Genomic DNA, 16,455 nt, shown 5'->3' with positions numbered 1-16,455 from the left:
GGCTACCCTCCTTGTACGACTAGTCGTTTTTTTGCTACACGCCATAATACGAAGATCGGAATGAGTAAAAGCACCGACCACATCAACTGAAACATAATGGCATCGTATAATGCGTTCCCTTGAAAGCCGTTCGTGAAGATCATACTCGGAATATAACTAATTGCTTGAAAAGGGAAAAAAGCCATTACATCCTGAGCCCAAATAGGGTAAAAGCTTATTGGTAATAATAAACCGGAAAACAAATCAATAATGACCCGCTTCGCTCGGATTAAGCCGTCATTGTTAAAAAAGAAAAACGTTAGTACACCTGTAATTAAGTTAATTTGAGTATTAATAATGAAGCTAAAAATTATTGATAATCCGAAAAATAGCCACGTTGATAGGTTTGCCGCAAAGGATAACGGAAAAATGAGCGAAACGATGAACATACCAGGGACCGAGAAAAAGAATAAACGGAAAAGCCCTTCCCCCAGTCCTTGCATCGTTTTCATCCCTAAATAACTGTAAGGACGAATCATTTCAACCGCTACTTTTCCCTCTTTTATTTCTTGGGCAATTTCCCGGTCAATATTATTAAAGTAAAAAGCCCTCGCCATCCATGCTACCGCAATGTACGTCACCATTTGAATGACAGAAAGACCTTCAATATCAGACTTTCCTCCATAAATGGCTGTCCATAAAAAGTAGTACGCACCAATGTTAATACTATAAATAATAATTCCTGTGTAATAATTGGTTCGATAGGCAAGCATCATTAAAAAGCGTATCCTTATCATTTCCAGGTACTTACTCACGGACAGCACCCTCTTCATAAATGTTCCGGACAATTTCTTCTGTCGTAATCGACTTAATGTTGACATCAATTATTTTTAATTCATTCACAACACGGGCGATAATATCGGAGATGACTTCATCATTATCTTCAACGTGACCAATCCACAAGTCCTTTCGTTTTCCAGGCTGCCAATCAACCGTAATTCCATTTGATAGCTTTGTTAGCTCATCCTTTTCCACTTCACGCTTAAACTGAAAATGGATCTCTTTTCCTTCCATCCATCTCGCGCGTAAGTCATTGATTGATCCATCATAAATGACCTTCCCTTGATCGAGCATCACGACTCGCTCGCACAGTGCCTCAATATCTTGTAAATCATGGGTCGTTAACAAAATCGTCGTATTATAACGTTCATTTATTTCCTTTAAAAAGGTGCGAATTTTATTTTTCACTAGTACATCCAATCCGATTGTTGGCTCATCTAAAAAGAGCAATGGTGGATTATGAATAAGGGCCGCAGCTAGCTCACAACGCATACGCTGACCTAACGATAATTTCCGTACTGGCTTGTCCAGTAATGGCGCGATATCTAACGTATCAATCACATGCTCCATATGGCTTGCGTAATCCTCGTCTGACACTCGGTAAACCTTTTTTAGCAGTCGAAAAGATTCTTGGACTGCAATATCCCACCAAAGCTGTGATCTTTGACCGAAGACAACACCAATCGTCCGCACAAATTCTTCTCTCTCTTTATGTGGATTCATTCCATTGACGATGACCTCTCCACTAGTAGGCGTTAAAATCCCTGTTAACATTTTAATGGAGGTGGACTTCCCGGCTCCGTTCTCCCCAATGTATCCAACCATTTCTCCTGGTTTAACGTTAAAAGAAATGCCATCAACGGCACTTAATATTTTATAATTTCGTGTAAACAGATCCCGAAATGCCCCTTTTAAACCCGATCTACTAGAATATGATTTAAAATCCTTCCGCAAATTGTTTACATATATCATCTGATTTTCTTTCATCATGTTTTCCTCCTGCTTGAACCTACCTCATCTAAAATAGTTTATTGAAACTTTACTAGAAATACAAATTTCCGAATTGTTTCATTTCATTCGGATTAACTCAATTTCGCTAATGCAGGAATGTGAGTTAGGCAATATCGGTCTGTAGATGGAGACAAAAACCACCAGTAGACCCTCTCTTCTCCCTTTCAAGTTTTATAAGCTATACTTAACAACTTAAAAAGAAACGGGGAATAAAAATGAAAAATCTATTTAAGCTTTTCCAAAAAAGTAATTATCGGAATCTATTTTTAGCCACCCTAACCTCCCAAATGGGTAGCGTCATCGGTATGACTGCCTTCATGTTTTATCTCCTTGACCGCTTCAGTGAACAACCCGCCTATGCAACAATTACAGAGCTCATGTATTCATTACCGACATTAGCCGTATTTTTCCTCGTTGGTGTCCTTGCAGACAAAATGGATCGCCAAAAAATAGCTGCGAACTGTGACTGGATCAGCTCCATTCTTTCCATCGTCCTATTAGGTGCCGTTTATATTGGTTGGATGCCTCTTATTTTCACTATTCTGTTTGTCAGAAGTGCCATTTCCAAGTTTTTTGGGCCAGCAGAAACTTCTCTTGTCCAAGGTGTGTTAAGTAAAGATGAGTATGCATCTGCAGCTGGACTTAACCAAATGACTCAAAGCATGTTCAATCTGTTCGGTAGCGCGATCGGTGCCATCATTTATTGGAATCTAGGACTTTTTGGTGCAATTATACTTGATGCTGTTACCTTTGCAGCTTCAGCATTATTTATTAGAGCATGTAAGATTTCTGAAGATGTTCGATTACCTAACGGCGCACATAAATTCAAAGAGTTAAAAGTGAAAGCAGTGCTCGTAGATTTTAAAGCAGGTATGACTTATATACTTGGACATAAGTTATTGCTTACTCTCATTTCAGGTTTCTTCTTTTTTGGTATCGTAAACGGTGGTCTTAGTGTTATGCCTGCCTTTATTTTAAAATACAAGCTCGCACCTGAAACGTATGAACAAATCATGGTCATGCTTAGTATCGTTTTTGGTATAGGAATTCTCGTTGGCAGTGTCGTTGCTTCTATCGTGGCGAACAAGCTTAAGCTTCGGCTGATGCTCGTCATTGGACTTATCGTTAGCGGAAGCTTCATCGCCACCCAAGCGCTTGTAAGTGAAATTTATGCTTTATTTATATTGAACGCTATTGTCGCTTTATTTTTACCTTTCATCAACATCGCTATCGGCGGATGGTTGCCGAGTATTGTCAATCCGAAAATGATGGGTCGTGTTCAAGGCTGGATAAGTCCCCTAATGATGTTATCCCATTCTACGACTCTAGGAATTATCGCTTTAACATTTCAAAAAAGCTTAACGATTGAAGCTTTATTTTGGATCGTCGGAGGATGTTTAACGGTAGTGGGTGTATTCTTTGCCCTTTTATTACCACGATTTGACGAGGAAGATCCTGATCAAGCAGGCGAAGATGTACCAATAAAGGAGACGAAAGAAATCGAATACGCTTAAAATAATTGGGAATACTCCAGTCTACATCGGCTGGAGCTTTTTTATGTTGTAGCTGGATGTACCGGTTCTGTCCCCACATACACTAATCAGCTAATATGCTACAATACAATGGAACAAATTAATGGAGGGTTTTAGATGAAATTTGATAAATCAGAAGCTTTATATCAAGAAGCTCAAAATCATATAGTTGGTGGCGTGAACTCCCCTTCCAGAGCCTATAAGGGAGTCGGTGGAGGCTCGCCTGTTTTTATGAAAAAAGCCCAAGGAGCGTATTTTTGGGATGTAGATGGAAATAAATACATTGATTATTTAGGTGCATACGGTCCAATCATAACTGGACATGCCCACCCTCACATAACAGAGGCCATTACAAAAGCAGCACAAAATGGTGTCCTTTATGGTACTCCAACTGCGCTTGAAAACAAATTTGCTAAAATGCTGAAGGAAGCTATCCCGTCAATGGACAAGGTTCGGTTTGTCAATTCAGGAACAGAAGCAGTGATGACGACGATTCGCGTTGCTCGTGCTTATACGAACCGCACAAAAATCATCAAATTTGCTGGCTGTTATCATGGACATTCCGACTTAGTATTAGTTGCAGCTGGTTCTGGACCTGCTACTTTAGGTACGCCAGACTCTGCTGGAGTTCCAGCTTCTATTGCCCAAGACGTCATCACCGTTCCTTTTAATGAAGTAGAACCGTTTAAGGAAGCACTTGAAAAATGGGGAAATGAAATTGCTGCTGTTTTAGTAGAACCGATTGTCGGTAATTTTGGTATTGTAGAACCGAAAGAAGGCTTTTTAGAAGAAGTGAAAAGATTGACACACGAAGCAGGATCCTTGCTTATATTTGATGAAGTTATTACCGCATTCCGCTTTACATATGGAAGTGCACAAAAACTGTTAAATATAGAACCTGACATGACCGCATTAGGGAAAATTATTGGTGGTGGCCTTCCGATTGGAGCTTACGGTGGAAGAGCCGATATTATGGAACAGGTTGCCCCACTTGGACCTGCCTATCAAGCAGGGACAATGGCTGGTAATCCCGCTTCGATGTCAGCAGGTATTGCTTGTTTAGAAGTGCTTCAAGATGAAAGCATTTATGAGAAAATGGATCAGTTAGGCGCGAAACTAGAAGCTGGAATTTTAGAACGTGCAAAAAAACACCAAGTAGACATAACAATTAACCGCTTAAAAGGGGCCCTAACTATTTATTTTACGAATGAAAAAGTCGTAAATTACGAGCAGGCAGAAGCAACGGATGGAGAACAATTTGCGACATTTTTCAAACTAATGTTAAAGCAAGGAATTAACTTAGCTCCATCAAAATACGAAGCTTGGTTTCTCACGCTATCCCATACCGAAGAAGACATTATCCAAACACTAGATGCGGTGGATTATGCCTTTTCTAACATGACAAAAAAGTAAAATATACACATTTTATGCAGCCTCTGTCGAAAAGTTTTTGACAGGAGTTTTTTGAAAATTTTATGAAAACGCTTACTATCAACATTCACAGGCTGTACACCCCTCCAAAATTAACTCGAATTATCTGATTCTTCATGCATATAAATGAATATATAATTGATTTCCATCTGTTGCTATGCTAAAATAAGACTTACAATTCAGAAAATTTACGCGCTTTATTAAGTTACTGTCACTTTCATTTCTTACCTTTTAGTAGTTTGAGTATTTGCAGGTACTCAAACTCCCTTCCTTTTACGTTTTTCCTTACGAAGGCTTTTGCATATCCATTGCGAAAGCTTTTTTTTTCAAAGTAAGTAAGGATGTAGCTATTCGAACTAAGTTGTTCCAATAACTACATATAAAAAGAGTCGTAAGCTAAGTTTTCCCACAAAAGCTTAGACTTTCTTTAAGTCACTCTTTTCTTACTTTTAACATAGGCGCGATATCTTCTAGGAGGTGAAGGCCTTTTGGCCGATTATATGTATTCACAATGGAAACCTAGTTCTTTCAAAGATTTCCACAAGCATGAACATGATGCATGTGGGATTGTCTCATGTATTCAAAAAGAGAACATTCCAACAAAGGAAAATGTTGATGCAGTCATTAAAGCATTAACGACGATGAACCACCGAGCAGGATTTGTAAATCAAGAAGGCGATGGAGTCGGTATTCATATTGATCTTCCTAAAAAACTATGGGAAGAAAAATTACAAGAAGCAAACCAAGATTCTTCCATCGTACATGAAAAGCAATTTTCTGTAGGTCATCTTTTTATTAACCGCACGAATCATACCGCTACTATTCAATCAAAAATTCGCAACAAACTTAGTGATAGTAACTTAACTATTTTATTTGAAAGTACTTCTGTTACAAATCCCGAAGCTTTAGGACCTCTTGCTACAAAAGAAGAACCTGTTTTTTGGCAATTCGCGATTTTACCAACAGAAGAAGTAGAAAATCTCGAAAGTTTATTATTTGACCTAACACTTGCGTTTGAAGAGGACGAAGATGTACATGTTGCATCCCTTTCTTCCCACCATGTTGTATACAAACTAATGGGTGCTGCTGATCAATTACCAAAGTATTATGCTGATTTAGCAAGTCCTTCTATTGCATCCAGCATGACACTTGGACATAACCGTTACTCAACAAATACAAAGACAAACTTCTTCCGTGTACAACCGTTTAGCGTTATCGGTCATAACGGGGAAATTAACACGATTGCTAAGCTACGTGATGAAGCAAAAATGCTAGATGTTCCACTGACAAAAGGTGGTAGTGACTCACAAGATGTCAACCGTACGTTGGAAACATTTATTAAGCGACATGGTTTAAGCTTGTTTGAAGCGCTGGATGTTATGTTTCCACCAATCGTAAACGAAATCAGAAAATATCCGGACCATTTACAAGATATGTACACATACTTAAGAGAAGCGTGGGGGCATTTTGCACAAGGCCCAGCAGGAATTATATCTCGCTATGAAAAGGAAGCAGCTTTTAGCCTTGATTCTCTTGGCTTACGTCCTTTATGGCAATTAGAAACGGAAAATGCATTCATGTTCTCTAGTGAGCCAGGCATTGTGCCAAACTCACAATATGTGGAGGATCCTAAGCCACTTTCTCCAGGGGAAAAAGTTGGGTTATCTTATGATGAAAACGGAAAAATTAAAGTCTATCAGAATCGTGAATACCAGGAAGAAGTATATAATCGAATTCAACATAAAGTAGATTTTACGCAATTCAAAGAACGATTACAGCCAAACACATCTATTAAAGCGAAAGCGAACCCTACGATTCAAAGTGTCCATAACGGTTGGTACTCTGCGTATGGATGGGATCGTGAACAAGTTCAATTGCTTGAGCAAATGGCTGATAAAGGAGCAGAACCAATTCGCTCCCTAGGACATGATGTGCCTCTAGCTGCGATGCAAGAAAACCGTAAAAACATAGCAGATTACTTTAAGGAAAGTGTGGCAGTTGTTACAAACCCGGCGATTGACCGTGACCGGGAAGCTGAGCATTTTTCAACTAGAACAATTTTAGGTAGACGCCCTTCCCTTTTCCAAAAAGAAGAGGCTCCATTAACGTTGGAGTTATATTCCCCTATTTTAATAGAGGGAACACAGGCTAAGCTTGTTACAGAATCAGATAAACAACCTACATTCGAACAAGTTCGTAATCTCTATTTGGAGAATGATAAATTAAAAGAAATAAGCATCACTTGTCACGATGATGAAGATGTGAAGTCGGCTCTTTCCCGTATTGCATTTGAAGCTGAAAATGCTGTTAAAGAAGGAAAGGAACTAATCATTTTAAATGATGCCCTTTCTCATAAGGAAGGACATTTGTGGTTAGATCCACACTTAGTTATTTCCAAAGTCGATCAACAATTAACAGAAAAGCAGTTAAGAAGAAACGTTTCCCTCATTCTTCGCTCTGCTGCTATTCGCTCCTTACATGATTTTATTACGGCATTTGGACTAGGTGCGGATGCGATTAATCCGTATTTAATGTTCGCAACCGTTGCAGGTGAAAAAAGCGAGCCGATTCACAACCTATACGAGGCTTTAAATAAAGGCTTAGAAAAGGTTATCTCTACGATCGGTATTCATGAGCTTAGAGGATATGCACGATTATTTTCTGCGATTGGGCTTCATGAAGATTTTGCGGACATTTTGAATATTGTCAACTTCTTGGGCGCTGATCACTTAGCTTATAACTGGGAAGCTTTAAAAGACGATGCGATTAAGCGAAGAGAAGATTTTGCCGATGAAAAAGCAAAACCTACTAGAAGCTTCCATGTTCTACCGAGAATTTGGAAATCTATTGGTGATATTGCCCGTGGAAATTCTTACGATACACTACGAGAAAAGCTGGCAGAAATAGAAGAAAGCAACCCATTGTCTATTCGTCATTTAACTAGCTTAAAAGAATCAGAGAAAAAAGCAAAACCAAGTGAAGTGGATATAAAAGTTGGGGACCATAACTTCCCGTTTATGATTTCTTCCATGTCATTCGGTTCTCAAAACGAGACAGCATTCCGCTCCTATGCAGAAGCTGCTGACCGCTTGAACATGATCTCCTTTAACGGGGAAGGTGGAGAAATCAAGGATATGCTCGGTAAATACCCGAACACTCGTGGACAGCAAATTGCATCCGGACGTTTTGGTGTTAACGCAGAGCTACTTAATTCTTCTAATCTATTAGAAATTAAAATTGGCCAAGGGGCAAAGCCTGGTGAAGGTGGTCACCTCCCTGGTTCAAAAGTTACCGAAAAAATTGCAGAAGCACGTAATGCGACGATTGGATCTGATTTAATTTCGCCATCCAATAACCATGACATCTACTCGATTGAAGACTTAGCACAAATGATTTCTGAGTTAAAAACGGCTAACGATAAAGCAAAAGTGGCAGTAAAGGTTCCTATTGTACCTAACATCGGGACAATCGCTGTTGGTATCGCTAAAGCCGGTGCAGACTTTATTACATTAAGTGGGTTTGATGGTGGTACTGGTGCTGCTAGGGTTCATGCTCTTCAACACGTTGGATTGCCTGCAGAAATTGGTGTGAAAGCTGCTCATAACGCTTTAACAGAAGCTGGCCTTCGTCATAAAGTAGAGGTTTGGTGTGACGGTGGGGTTAGAAGCTCTTTAGATGCTATTAAGCTTATGCTTCTTGGTGCAAACCGAATAGGTTTCGGTACGTTATCGATGATTGCAGTAGGTTGTACTGCTTGTCGTGGCTGTCACTTAGACACATGTCACGTAGGTATCGCTACACAAATCGATACAGAAGCACAAGCGAAAGAGCATGGGTTAAGACGTTTCGTTCCACGTCAATACGATCCATCTGTAGAAGGCTTAATGAACATGTTTACGGCTTTTGGTGAAGAGCTGAAGGCTTTAACAGCTTCTTTAGGCTATACGAATACGCAAGAAATTGTAGGTCGTTCTGATTTACTTGAACAAATCAAAGGGCAAGAAATGATGGACCTAAGCCCACTTCTTGAAAAATTAGAAGTGAAAGAAATGGAAGCATACCGTAGACAAGAAGAAAAAATTGAACAACGCCTTGCAATGGCTGTTGGGGCAGAGTATTTGGATAAAGATGAACAAATGCTTATGGAATCCCGTGAATTTTCATCCGTTACAAGTGAACAACGAAACCTTGGAAGCAGAGTATCCTGTGTAAGGGTTCGAGGACGTCTAGACGGATCTTACCGTCAATTAGAGCCGACTACACTCAAGTATGACAAAGGCTCTATCGTCGGTAATGGTTTTGCCGCTTATATTACAGACGGCATGAACTCCAAAGTTTCAGGCGGGGCTCAAGATGGTGTTGGTAAAACGGCTTTCGGTGGTCTAGTAGCCATCACTAAATCAAAAGGGGCAAACGGCAAATACATTAACGGATCTGTCGGAAAAGGCTTTGGATATGGTGCACAAAAAGGTATGCTAATCGTTCAAGGCTATGCTGATTCCCGTGCTGGTATCCGTTTATCCGGAGCTGACATGATTATTGGTCAGCAGCTTGTGAAGCCACTACCAGAGGTGCAACAAGGTAATATCGGCTGTAACAGTAGCATTAAAGGCTTTGCGTTCGAATACATGACGAACGGACGCGGACTCGTTCTTGGAGATCCAGGTCCGTGGGCATGTGCTGGTATGACTGGTGGAGTCGTTTACTTCCGTCACCAACCAGAAATGGGCCTTACGAAAGAAGCATTGTATGAGCGAATCGCAAAAGGAGCAAAAGTTAAAATAGAGTCTCTTAATGAAGCAGGTAAAAAAGACGTTGAAGAAATGTTATCAGCTTATATCAACGTACTGAAAGAAACGGGACAACAGGAAGAAGTTTTAGAATTACAAAATCTACTACAAAATGCAGACGAAAACTTCTTACAAGTCGTACCAGAAAAAATTCAAGCAGACCCATCCGTTTCAACAGAATAATCATGTTAAAGGGAGAAAACCTATTGTTTTCTCCCTTTTTTATGGGGACTGTCCCCCATTACGGTAAAGTGTTAAAATGTGAGTATTATACATATAGGAGCGTTTTAGATTATGGACTTATCGGTATTTCAATCTATTCACAACTTAGCACGAAAAAATGAATTGCTAGATTCTATCATGATATTCTTCTCAGACTGGGGTATTGTTTTGTTTATTGGAATAATATTTTCTCTATTCATTTTCTCTCCTACAAGAAAAGTTGGACTTATTGGATTCCTATCACTCGTAGCTGGATTACTGATAAACCGGATATTGAAAATCTTGTTTGATAGACCAAGACCATTCATGGAACATGACATTGATCTATTAATTCCGAAAGACCCCTCCCCTTCTTTTCCGAGTGATCAAGCATTAATTGCAGGAATTTTCGCCACAACCTTTTGGTTGTTAGGACCAAGGTACCGCTGGCCAGCACTCATTTTAGCTGTATTAGTTCTTTTTTCAAGGGTTTTAGTGGGGCATCATTATCCGTCTGATGTGTTGGTAGGGCTTTTACTTGGGGCTTTGTTTACATTTATCATAACTATGTCCTTTAAGAGAAAGTCAAAACAGTCACATAATACTCTAACTATATAAATCTATAAACAAAAATCACTCTTCCATAAAAAGGAAGAGTGATTTTTAATCTTGATTGTTTACTTAGCTTTTTTAAACAATTTATTTAGTTCATGTTCAATTTTTTCTTTTTCTACTGAACTATTACCTTTATTTTGTTCAATTTTTTCTAACGATTTGACTATATGTTTAAGCGTTGAAGAAATGTGCTGACTAGTATTGCCTTTTGTGATTACTTTATCAGTAAGCTCCATTTTTAACATTTCAGACACTGTCATAATACCTAAGTGTGGCGCAGCATCTAGAAGCTTTGCTTTTGCATTAGCTGCCGTTTCCCCACTTAAATCTTCACTCACAAACTGTAATTTTGTCGCATCATCAGCAAAGCGAGGTAGTAATTTGTATTGTCCATAAGTGTAAGTTAACACCCCAACAAGGCTTTTATACGTAGTGCCAACCTCTACGAATTTAGTGTTGTCAATAACAAAGCTTCCTTGAGCGTCTTCTGCTGAGTATTCGCCAAACCCGTCTACAGCATTTACTGTAACGTATTTTAGACTAACTAACTGTCCTTCTAACTCTTCTCCTAATTCAGTAGAGTTAATTTCTTTAGGTGCAGGTACCCCAACCGCTTCTTCTACTACTTTTACATTTTGTAATGTCGGGATAATTTGTAGTAATTCAAAATACTCTTCTGTTCTAGCTTTTGCACGAATTTTATCTCCAACGTTTGCAGTAAAGCCCTTCTCTTCCACTCGCACAACAATTCCTGCCGTTTCATCTTGAACAAAGTAGTTTTTACCGTCAATCGCTGTTACAACACCTTCAATTTGCACTTTTGTATCAAGTGCAACTTTACGAGCTTCGTCTATCGTAATAACTGGAATATCTTCAACAACATCTCTAATAAATAAACGATAATCACTGAACGCATACTGAATTACCCCAGTAAGCGTGTCATATTTTTGACCAACATTCAATGCAGTATCTTCAGAATAAATAACAAACGTTTTCCCTAACGCATCGCTAGCAATATACTCATCGTATTTTTCTGCAGAAATAATAGTTACTTCCTCCACTGCAACAAACTTAGCTTCATTCTTTTCCACAAAATCCGCTGCCTTTATATAAGCCGGCCCAGGTTCCCCAACTCCCGCTTCTACTACTTTCACGTCACTTGTTACTACTTGAAGAAGACCATAATATTCAGAAGTCTTCCCTGAAGCACTAATTTTGTCCCCAACTTGCGCATCTAAATTATAAGAACGTACAACAATTGCAGCTGTTTCATCTTGAATGTAATAGTTACTGCCATCAATTTGCGTGACAACACCTTCCACCGTCACCACAGAACCGACTGGTGCATAGCGAGCATCCGCAATATTTGCTTCCCGCTCAAATGCTGGCGTATATTCATTTGCAATTGCCTGTTCTTCCGAGAAGAAAACACGCTTATCAACTGGTACTAAAGAAAAATCTTGTGGTTGTACATATTGTTTTGTTTCATAGTTACCTACATAACGTAACAAACCTTTACCTTGCTCACGTGCACGAAATTCAAATGGAAATTCAAGTACATCCGTGTTATTGTCTGACCAAATTCCTAAGTTGTTGTCATAAGCATACTTTGCTGCTGATTGGAATTCAAGGTATGTCGCTTCCTCACCTATTGGCCAAATAAAATAAGTCGAAGCATAACCTTGCTTAACCATCTCTAAATTGGTATTTAATCCGTCTGACTTACGGATAACTTGTGCTAAAATACGTCCATACGCATCTGTAATTTCTTCCCCAACCTTCAGGACAACCTCATCACCTGGCTGAAGAAGTGTTTTTAAATGTTCTTTTGCTAATTCACCATGATACTTTTGTGCATGATCTGGATTTGTATTTACTAGATTTATATCATAATCACCTAAATGATATGTTTCTGGCGTGTCGATGTTTAAATAACGAACTGTCGTACCACCCATAACAGCTGGTTCAAAATGAATCGTATCGCCGTCTACCACACTAGTAACTGTAACTGTATATTCTTCTTGCGGCACTTCTGGTGCTGGTGGTTCTACATCAGCATGAAAAGAACCTAAATAATCATACGTGTCTTTAGGGAATGCAATCCACTCAGCAGAAGGATCATAATCATCATTAACATTTGTATCGCCACTTACGATAGCAGGATTACGAACTAATGAAGCATCTTGTGTTTTTACATCTTGCCCCCAATAACTACCTGGGTCAGCTCCCACTTGCCCAATCGAATCAATAATCGTTCCCTGACGCGTAGAAGCATCATAGTTTTTAAACAATACTAACGCATCGTCACCATTAAACTGAAGAACAGCGGCATTACCTGTTACGTCTGCTATCGCTTTAATAGCGTCGTTAGCAGTTGAGTGGGCAATAACAAAAACATCCCCCGCTTTTACTATTCCGCTTAACGGCAACTCACTAGCTGTACCATTACCAGCTTGGTCAGCGCCATTAATAAAACCAACCAAAGAATAACCCATTAAGTCAATATCTTGACTAGTACCATTATAAATTTCAATTGCCTTGTTATAAGAACTACCCTCTATATACTCAGAAAAAATCAAGTCCCCTGCTTGTACTACGTTTTCATCCGCACTTACAACCGTTGAAACTACTCCTGAAAAATTTGAAAAGACTAACGATAAAACTAAGAAAATATTAAACAATTTCATAGATGTGATACGTCTCATGTTTCTCCCCCTTGTTCCCCATATTTTATTAGTACAGAATTAATATTATGTACAAAATAATAACAAGTCAACATTTTGTTCGTAAATACTATGTAAATTTTTATTAAATATATGTTAAATGTCGTTAATTTTAACAAAAACCGAACATTATACCTATTTACAATGAATTAACCCTTTAAGAAATACGTAAAATATTATGTATTTTTTGTGAATACAAACCTTTTTCCATGAAATGATGTATAATACGTGTTTGAAAGGTTTATTGAAGAGCTTTTGGAGGAATTAAGTTAAGAAGAACTTATTACTTTGTTTTTCTTATACAAGGAAGGACTATTTTTGCAATGAAATTTGGATTTGGGGCAAGAGTATTAAAAACTGGCTTAGCAGTGTCCATCGCAATGTATGCAGCGATGATGTTTGATTTTACTTCTGCTGTTTTTGCAGGAATTGCTGCCGTGTTTTCTATTCAGCCGTCTATATTTCGCTCATTCAAAACGATTATTGAGCAAGTTGAGGCTAACCTAATCGGGGCTATAAGTGCAGTGTTGATGGTTTACTTACTTGGGAATGACCCGTTTGTGATTGGGTTTACGATCATATTAGTTATTACAGTATGCAGAAGTTTTGGTATGAAACAAGAAATTATTATGCTCGCTATTGTAGCTGTTATCGGTATTATGGAAACAACTGATGTACCTTTAATTGAATTTGCATTTACTCGTTTTTCCTCTGTTTTCATTGGTATTTTTGCAGCTTTTATTGTGAATATGCTGTTTTTACCACCTAAATATGAAACGAGGTTATTTAAAGAAATTGAAAAAACAACGAACGAAACGCTTCAATGGATTCGCATTACATCAAGACACCTTTCTGATCAACCCGCTTTAAAAGACGAAATCAAGAAACTAATTAATGACATTACAAAATTAGATCACACATACATGCTTTATTCGGAAGAACGCGTTTATTCTAAAAAAACTCGTTACATGAGAGCAAGAAAGCTCGTGCTATTTCGCCAGCTCATTCAGTCGGCGAAAAAAAGCTTAGATGTTTTACGTATTTTGCATCGCTTCGATAACGAGGTGGAGCATACGCCATTCGAGTTAAGAACACACATTATCGATGAAATTGACAAAGTTATTCATATACATGAAAAGCTAATCTTGATGTGCTCAGGAAAAATAAGGGACATAGAAGATGATATAATTGAAAAACATACTAGCCCTGAAATAACAAAATTAATAGAAGAATTGGTAGATTGTAATCAGCTAAGAGAGGGCAATAGGGATCATCTTCAATTCCTACCATTAGCAGCTAAGTTAATGGATTACGATTATCAGTTGGCCCATTTAAATAGGCTAATAAATAGTTATCAGCATTACCATCGTAAAGAACAGTTTAATCTGAAAGAAAAAGAAGTGTAAAAACGAAGAACCAAGTTGCGATAACAGCAACTTGGTTCTTTTTATACTTCTGACGTTTCCATATCCAAATCTTGTACTTGGAACAATTGATAGTAACTTCCCCTTTGTTTCATCAACAGCTCATGGGTACCTTCTTCTTTTATTTCTCCATCTTCAATTAATATAATCTTATCAGCGTGGGTAATCGTAGCTAATCTATGCGCCACGATAAAGGTAGTACGATTATGAGCAAGTTTTTCTAACGCTTCCTGAATTAAGTGCTCACTTTCTAAATCTAATGCAGATGTTGCTTCATCCAAAATTAAAATTGGTGGATTTTTAAGAAATACTCTCGCTATTGCGACTCTTTGCTTCTGACCTCCAGATAGCTTCACACCTCGTTCTCCCACAAGCGTGTTGTACCCGTTTGGAAAATTCATTATAAATTCATGGGCATTGGCTAACTTTGCAGCCTCGATAACTTCTTCCTCTGTCGCATCTGGTTTTCCCATCTTAATGTTCATCGCAACTGAATCACTAAACAAAATGTTGTCCTGAAGTACCATACCAATTTTATCTCGTAATGACCTTACTTGATAGTCTCGAATATCCTTACCATCGATTAAAATTCTACCTTTCGTTACGTCATAAAACCGAGGGATGAGACTGATTAACGTGGATTTACCTCCACCACTCATGCCCACAAAAGCAGCTGTTTCTCCCTTTTTAACTTGCAAGGTAACGTCTTTTAATACCTCACTTTCATTATCCGCGTATCGGAAAGAAACATGGTCAAACTGTACTTTTCCATCTACATGCTTTAGTTCTTTTGAATCCGGCGTATCCGCTATATCATACTTTTCATCTAAAAATTCAAAAACTCGATCCATGGATGCGATAGATTGAGTAAGTAACGTAGCAGAGTTTACTAATCTTCTTAATGGATTATAAACACGGTCCATATAGCCCACAAAAGCAACCATAGTTCCGATCGTTAAATCCAACATCACCACTTGATATCCGGCAAAAGCAATGACGAACAGTGGAGCAAGATCAGTAATGGTGTGTGTAACAGAATAAGCTTTTGCATTCCATGACGTATGATCAATTGCACGATCCAAATACTTGTTATTTTGCCTATCAAATTGCTTCTGCTCATAATCTTCTAGGGCAAAGCTTCTGATAACTGGCATCCCTTGTACTCTCTCGTGCAAATGGCCCTGTACTTCGGCTAACGCCTGTGATCTATCCCGCGTCAATTTTCGAAGTCTGGAATAAAAATATTTGACTGAAAAACCATACAACGGAAACAGCAAAACCGCTACTAACGTTAACCAACCATTCATCGACCACATAATTGCAATCGCAATCACTATCGTAAGCATATCCAACCAAATATTCATTAAGCCTGTAATAACAAACGTCTTCGTCTGCTCAACATCATGAATGACTCGAGAAATAACTTCTCCCGTTTTCGTTTCCGAATAAAATCGCAAGCTGAGCCTTTGAATGTGGTCAAATAGTCGATCCCGAATATCGTATAGAATTTTACTACCCGTCCACTGGGCTAAGTACTGGCGAAAATATTCTACTGGTGGGCGTACGATGAGGAAGAAAAAGAAAGCCACTCCCATAATGTAGTAAAGCTGATTCATTTTCTCATCCTGCGTCAGATGTGTTGCCCCAATAATATCGTCAATAACATATTTTATAATTAAAGGCATTAATAATGGGATGCTAAATTTTATGATCCCAATGCCTATCGTTAATACAATTTTCCATTTATAAGGCTTTACAAATTGTAAGTACCGCCTGATGCTCCCCAAAATTCCTCACCCCTAAAATCTTCCTGTTATCTATTTGAAGTAAAATGCTTTATTAGTGTAATTAATCCATGTTTTCCTTCAATCCCGGGCCTGTTCGTGCAATTATTCCCTGTGTTCCTTAA

Annotated in this window: 9 protein-coding genes; 5 read left to right on the top strand and 4 right to left on the bottom strand. The window is 38.5% G+C overall.

What is annotated here, in order from left to right:
- Window positions 1-2: 2 nt before the first annotated feature.
- Together HNQ94_RS17705 and HNQ94_RS17700 are read right to left on the bottom strand one after the other, a co-directional pair.
- Window positions 3-794: an ABC transporter permease gene (locus HNQ94_RS17705; protein ID WP_174497576.1), complete on the bottom strand. Its 792-nt coding sequence runs from the start codon at window positions 792-794 to the stop codon at window positions 3-5.
- A complete protein-coding gene (locus HNQ94_RS17700) occupies window positions 787-1,806 on the bottom strand; it encodes an ABC transporter ATP-binding protein (protein ID WP_246200064.1) in 1,020 nt (339 codons plus the stop codon). Before HNQ94_RS17700 ends, HNQ94_RS17705 begins: the two co-directional genes overlap by 8 nt.
- Window positions 1,807-2,045: 239 nt before the next feature.
- Between HNQ94_RS17700 and HNQ94_RS17695 the strand changes: the two genes are divergently transcribed.
- The 4 genes from HNQ94_RS17695 (at window position 2,046) to HNQ94_RS17680 (ending at window position 10,402) form a co-directional block, all read left to right on the top strand.
- Window positions 2,046-3,344 (top strand): MFS transporter, encoded by a 1,299-nt coding sequence (locus HNQ94_RS17695; protein ID WP_174497575.1) that lies wholly within the window; start codon window positions 2,046-2,048, stop codon window positions 3,342-3,344.
- Between the two features lie 135 nt (window positions 3,345-3,479).
- Window positions 3,480-4,775 carry a glutamate-1-semialdehyde 2,1-aminomutase gene (locus HNQ94_RS17690; protein WP_174497574.1) on the top strand — a complete coding sequence of 432 codons (1,296 nt, stop codon included), beginning with the start codon at window positions 3,480-3,482 and terminating at the stop codon, window positions 4,773-4,775.
- 518 nt (window positions 4,776-5,293) lie between these two features.
- On the top strand, window positions 5,294-9,766 hold the full coding sequence (locus tag HNQ94_RS17685; RefSeq protein WP_174497605.1) for a glutamate synthase-related protein: 4,473 nt from the start codon (window positions 5,294-5,296) through the stop codon (window positions 9,764-9,766).
- A gap of 111 nt (window positions 9,767-9,877) precedes the next feature.
- On the top strand, window positions 9,878-10,402 hold the full coding sequence (locus tag HNQ94_RS17680) for a phosphatase PAP2 family protein (protein ID WP_174497573.1): 525 nt from the start codon (window positions 9,878-9,880) through the stop codon (window positions 10,400-10,402).
- A 59-nt stretch (window positions 10,403-10,461) separates the two neighbouring features.
- Here the strand turns inward: HNQ94_RS17680 and HNQ94_RS17675 are convergent, their stop codons facing one another.
- Entirely contained in the window at window positions 10,462-13,104 is a 2,643-nt protein-coding gene (locus HNQ94_RS17675) for a thermonuclease family protein (RefSeq protein WP_174497572.1), read from the bottom strand.
- A 341-nt stretch (window positions 13,105-13,445) separates the two neighbouring features.
- Here HNQ94_RS17675 and HNQ94_RS17670 point away from each other — a divergent pair, with 341 nt between their 5' ends.
- Complete coding sequence (locus HNQ94_RS17670; protein ID WP_174497571.1) at window positions 13,446-14,528, top strand: FUSC family protein; 1,083 nt, start codon at window positions 13,446-13,448, stop codon at window positions 14,526-14,528.
- A 41-nt stretch (window positions 14,529-14,569) separates the two neighbouring features.
- Here the strand turns inward: HNQ94_RS17670 and HNQ94_RS17665 are convergent, their stop codons facing one another.
- Window positions 14,570-16,333, bottom strand: coding sequence for an ABC transporter ATP-binding protein (locus HNQ94_RS17665; protein ID WP_174497570.1), 1,764 nt, complete (start codon window positions 16,331-16,333; stop codon window positions 14,570-14,572).
- Window positions 16,334-16,455: the final 122 nt, after the last annotated feature.

The organism is Salirhabdus euzebyi, from assembly GCF_014207435.1.
In the GTDB taxonomy this organism is placed as follows: Bacteria; Bacillota; Bacilli; order Bacillales; family Alkalibacillaceae; genus Salirhabdus; species Salirhabdus euzebyi.
Note: the sequence above shows the minus strand (reverse complement) of the source record. Positions and strands in the feature narration are given on the sequence as shown.

What these genes read in the sequence shown, in the direction of transcription:
- HNQ94_RS17700 (WP_246200064.1), bottom strand. Translation starts at nt 1,806, where the DNA reads ATGAAAGAAAATCAGATGATATATGTAAACAATTTGCGGAAGGATTTT.
- HNQ94_RS17680 (WP_174497573.1), top strand. Translation starts at nt 9,878, where the DNA reads ATGGACTTATCGGTATTTCAATCTATTCACAACTTAGCACGAAAAAAT.
- HNQ94_RS17690 (WP_174497574.1), top strand. Translation starts at nt 3,480, where the DNA reads ATGAAATTTGATAAATCAGAAGCTTTATATCAAGAAGCTCAAAATCAT.
- HNQ94_RS17685 (WP_174497605.1), top strand. Translation starts at nt 5,294, where the DNA reads ATGTATTCACAATGGAAACCTAGTTCTTTCAAAGATTTCCACAAGCAT.
- HNQ94_RS17670 (WP_174497571.1), top strand. Translation starts at nt 13,446, where the DNA reads ATGAAATTTGGATTTGGGGCAAGAGTATTAAAAACTGGCTTAGCAGTG.
- HNQ94_RS17675 (WP_174497572.1), bottom strand. Translation starts at nt 13,104, where the DNA reads ATGAGACGTATCACATCTATGAAATTGTTTAATATTTTCTTAGTTTTA.
- HNQ94_RS17695 (WP_174497575.1), top strand. Translation starts at nt 2,046, where the DNA reads ATGAAAAATCTATTTAAGCTTTTCCAAAAAAGTAATTATCGGAATCTA.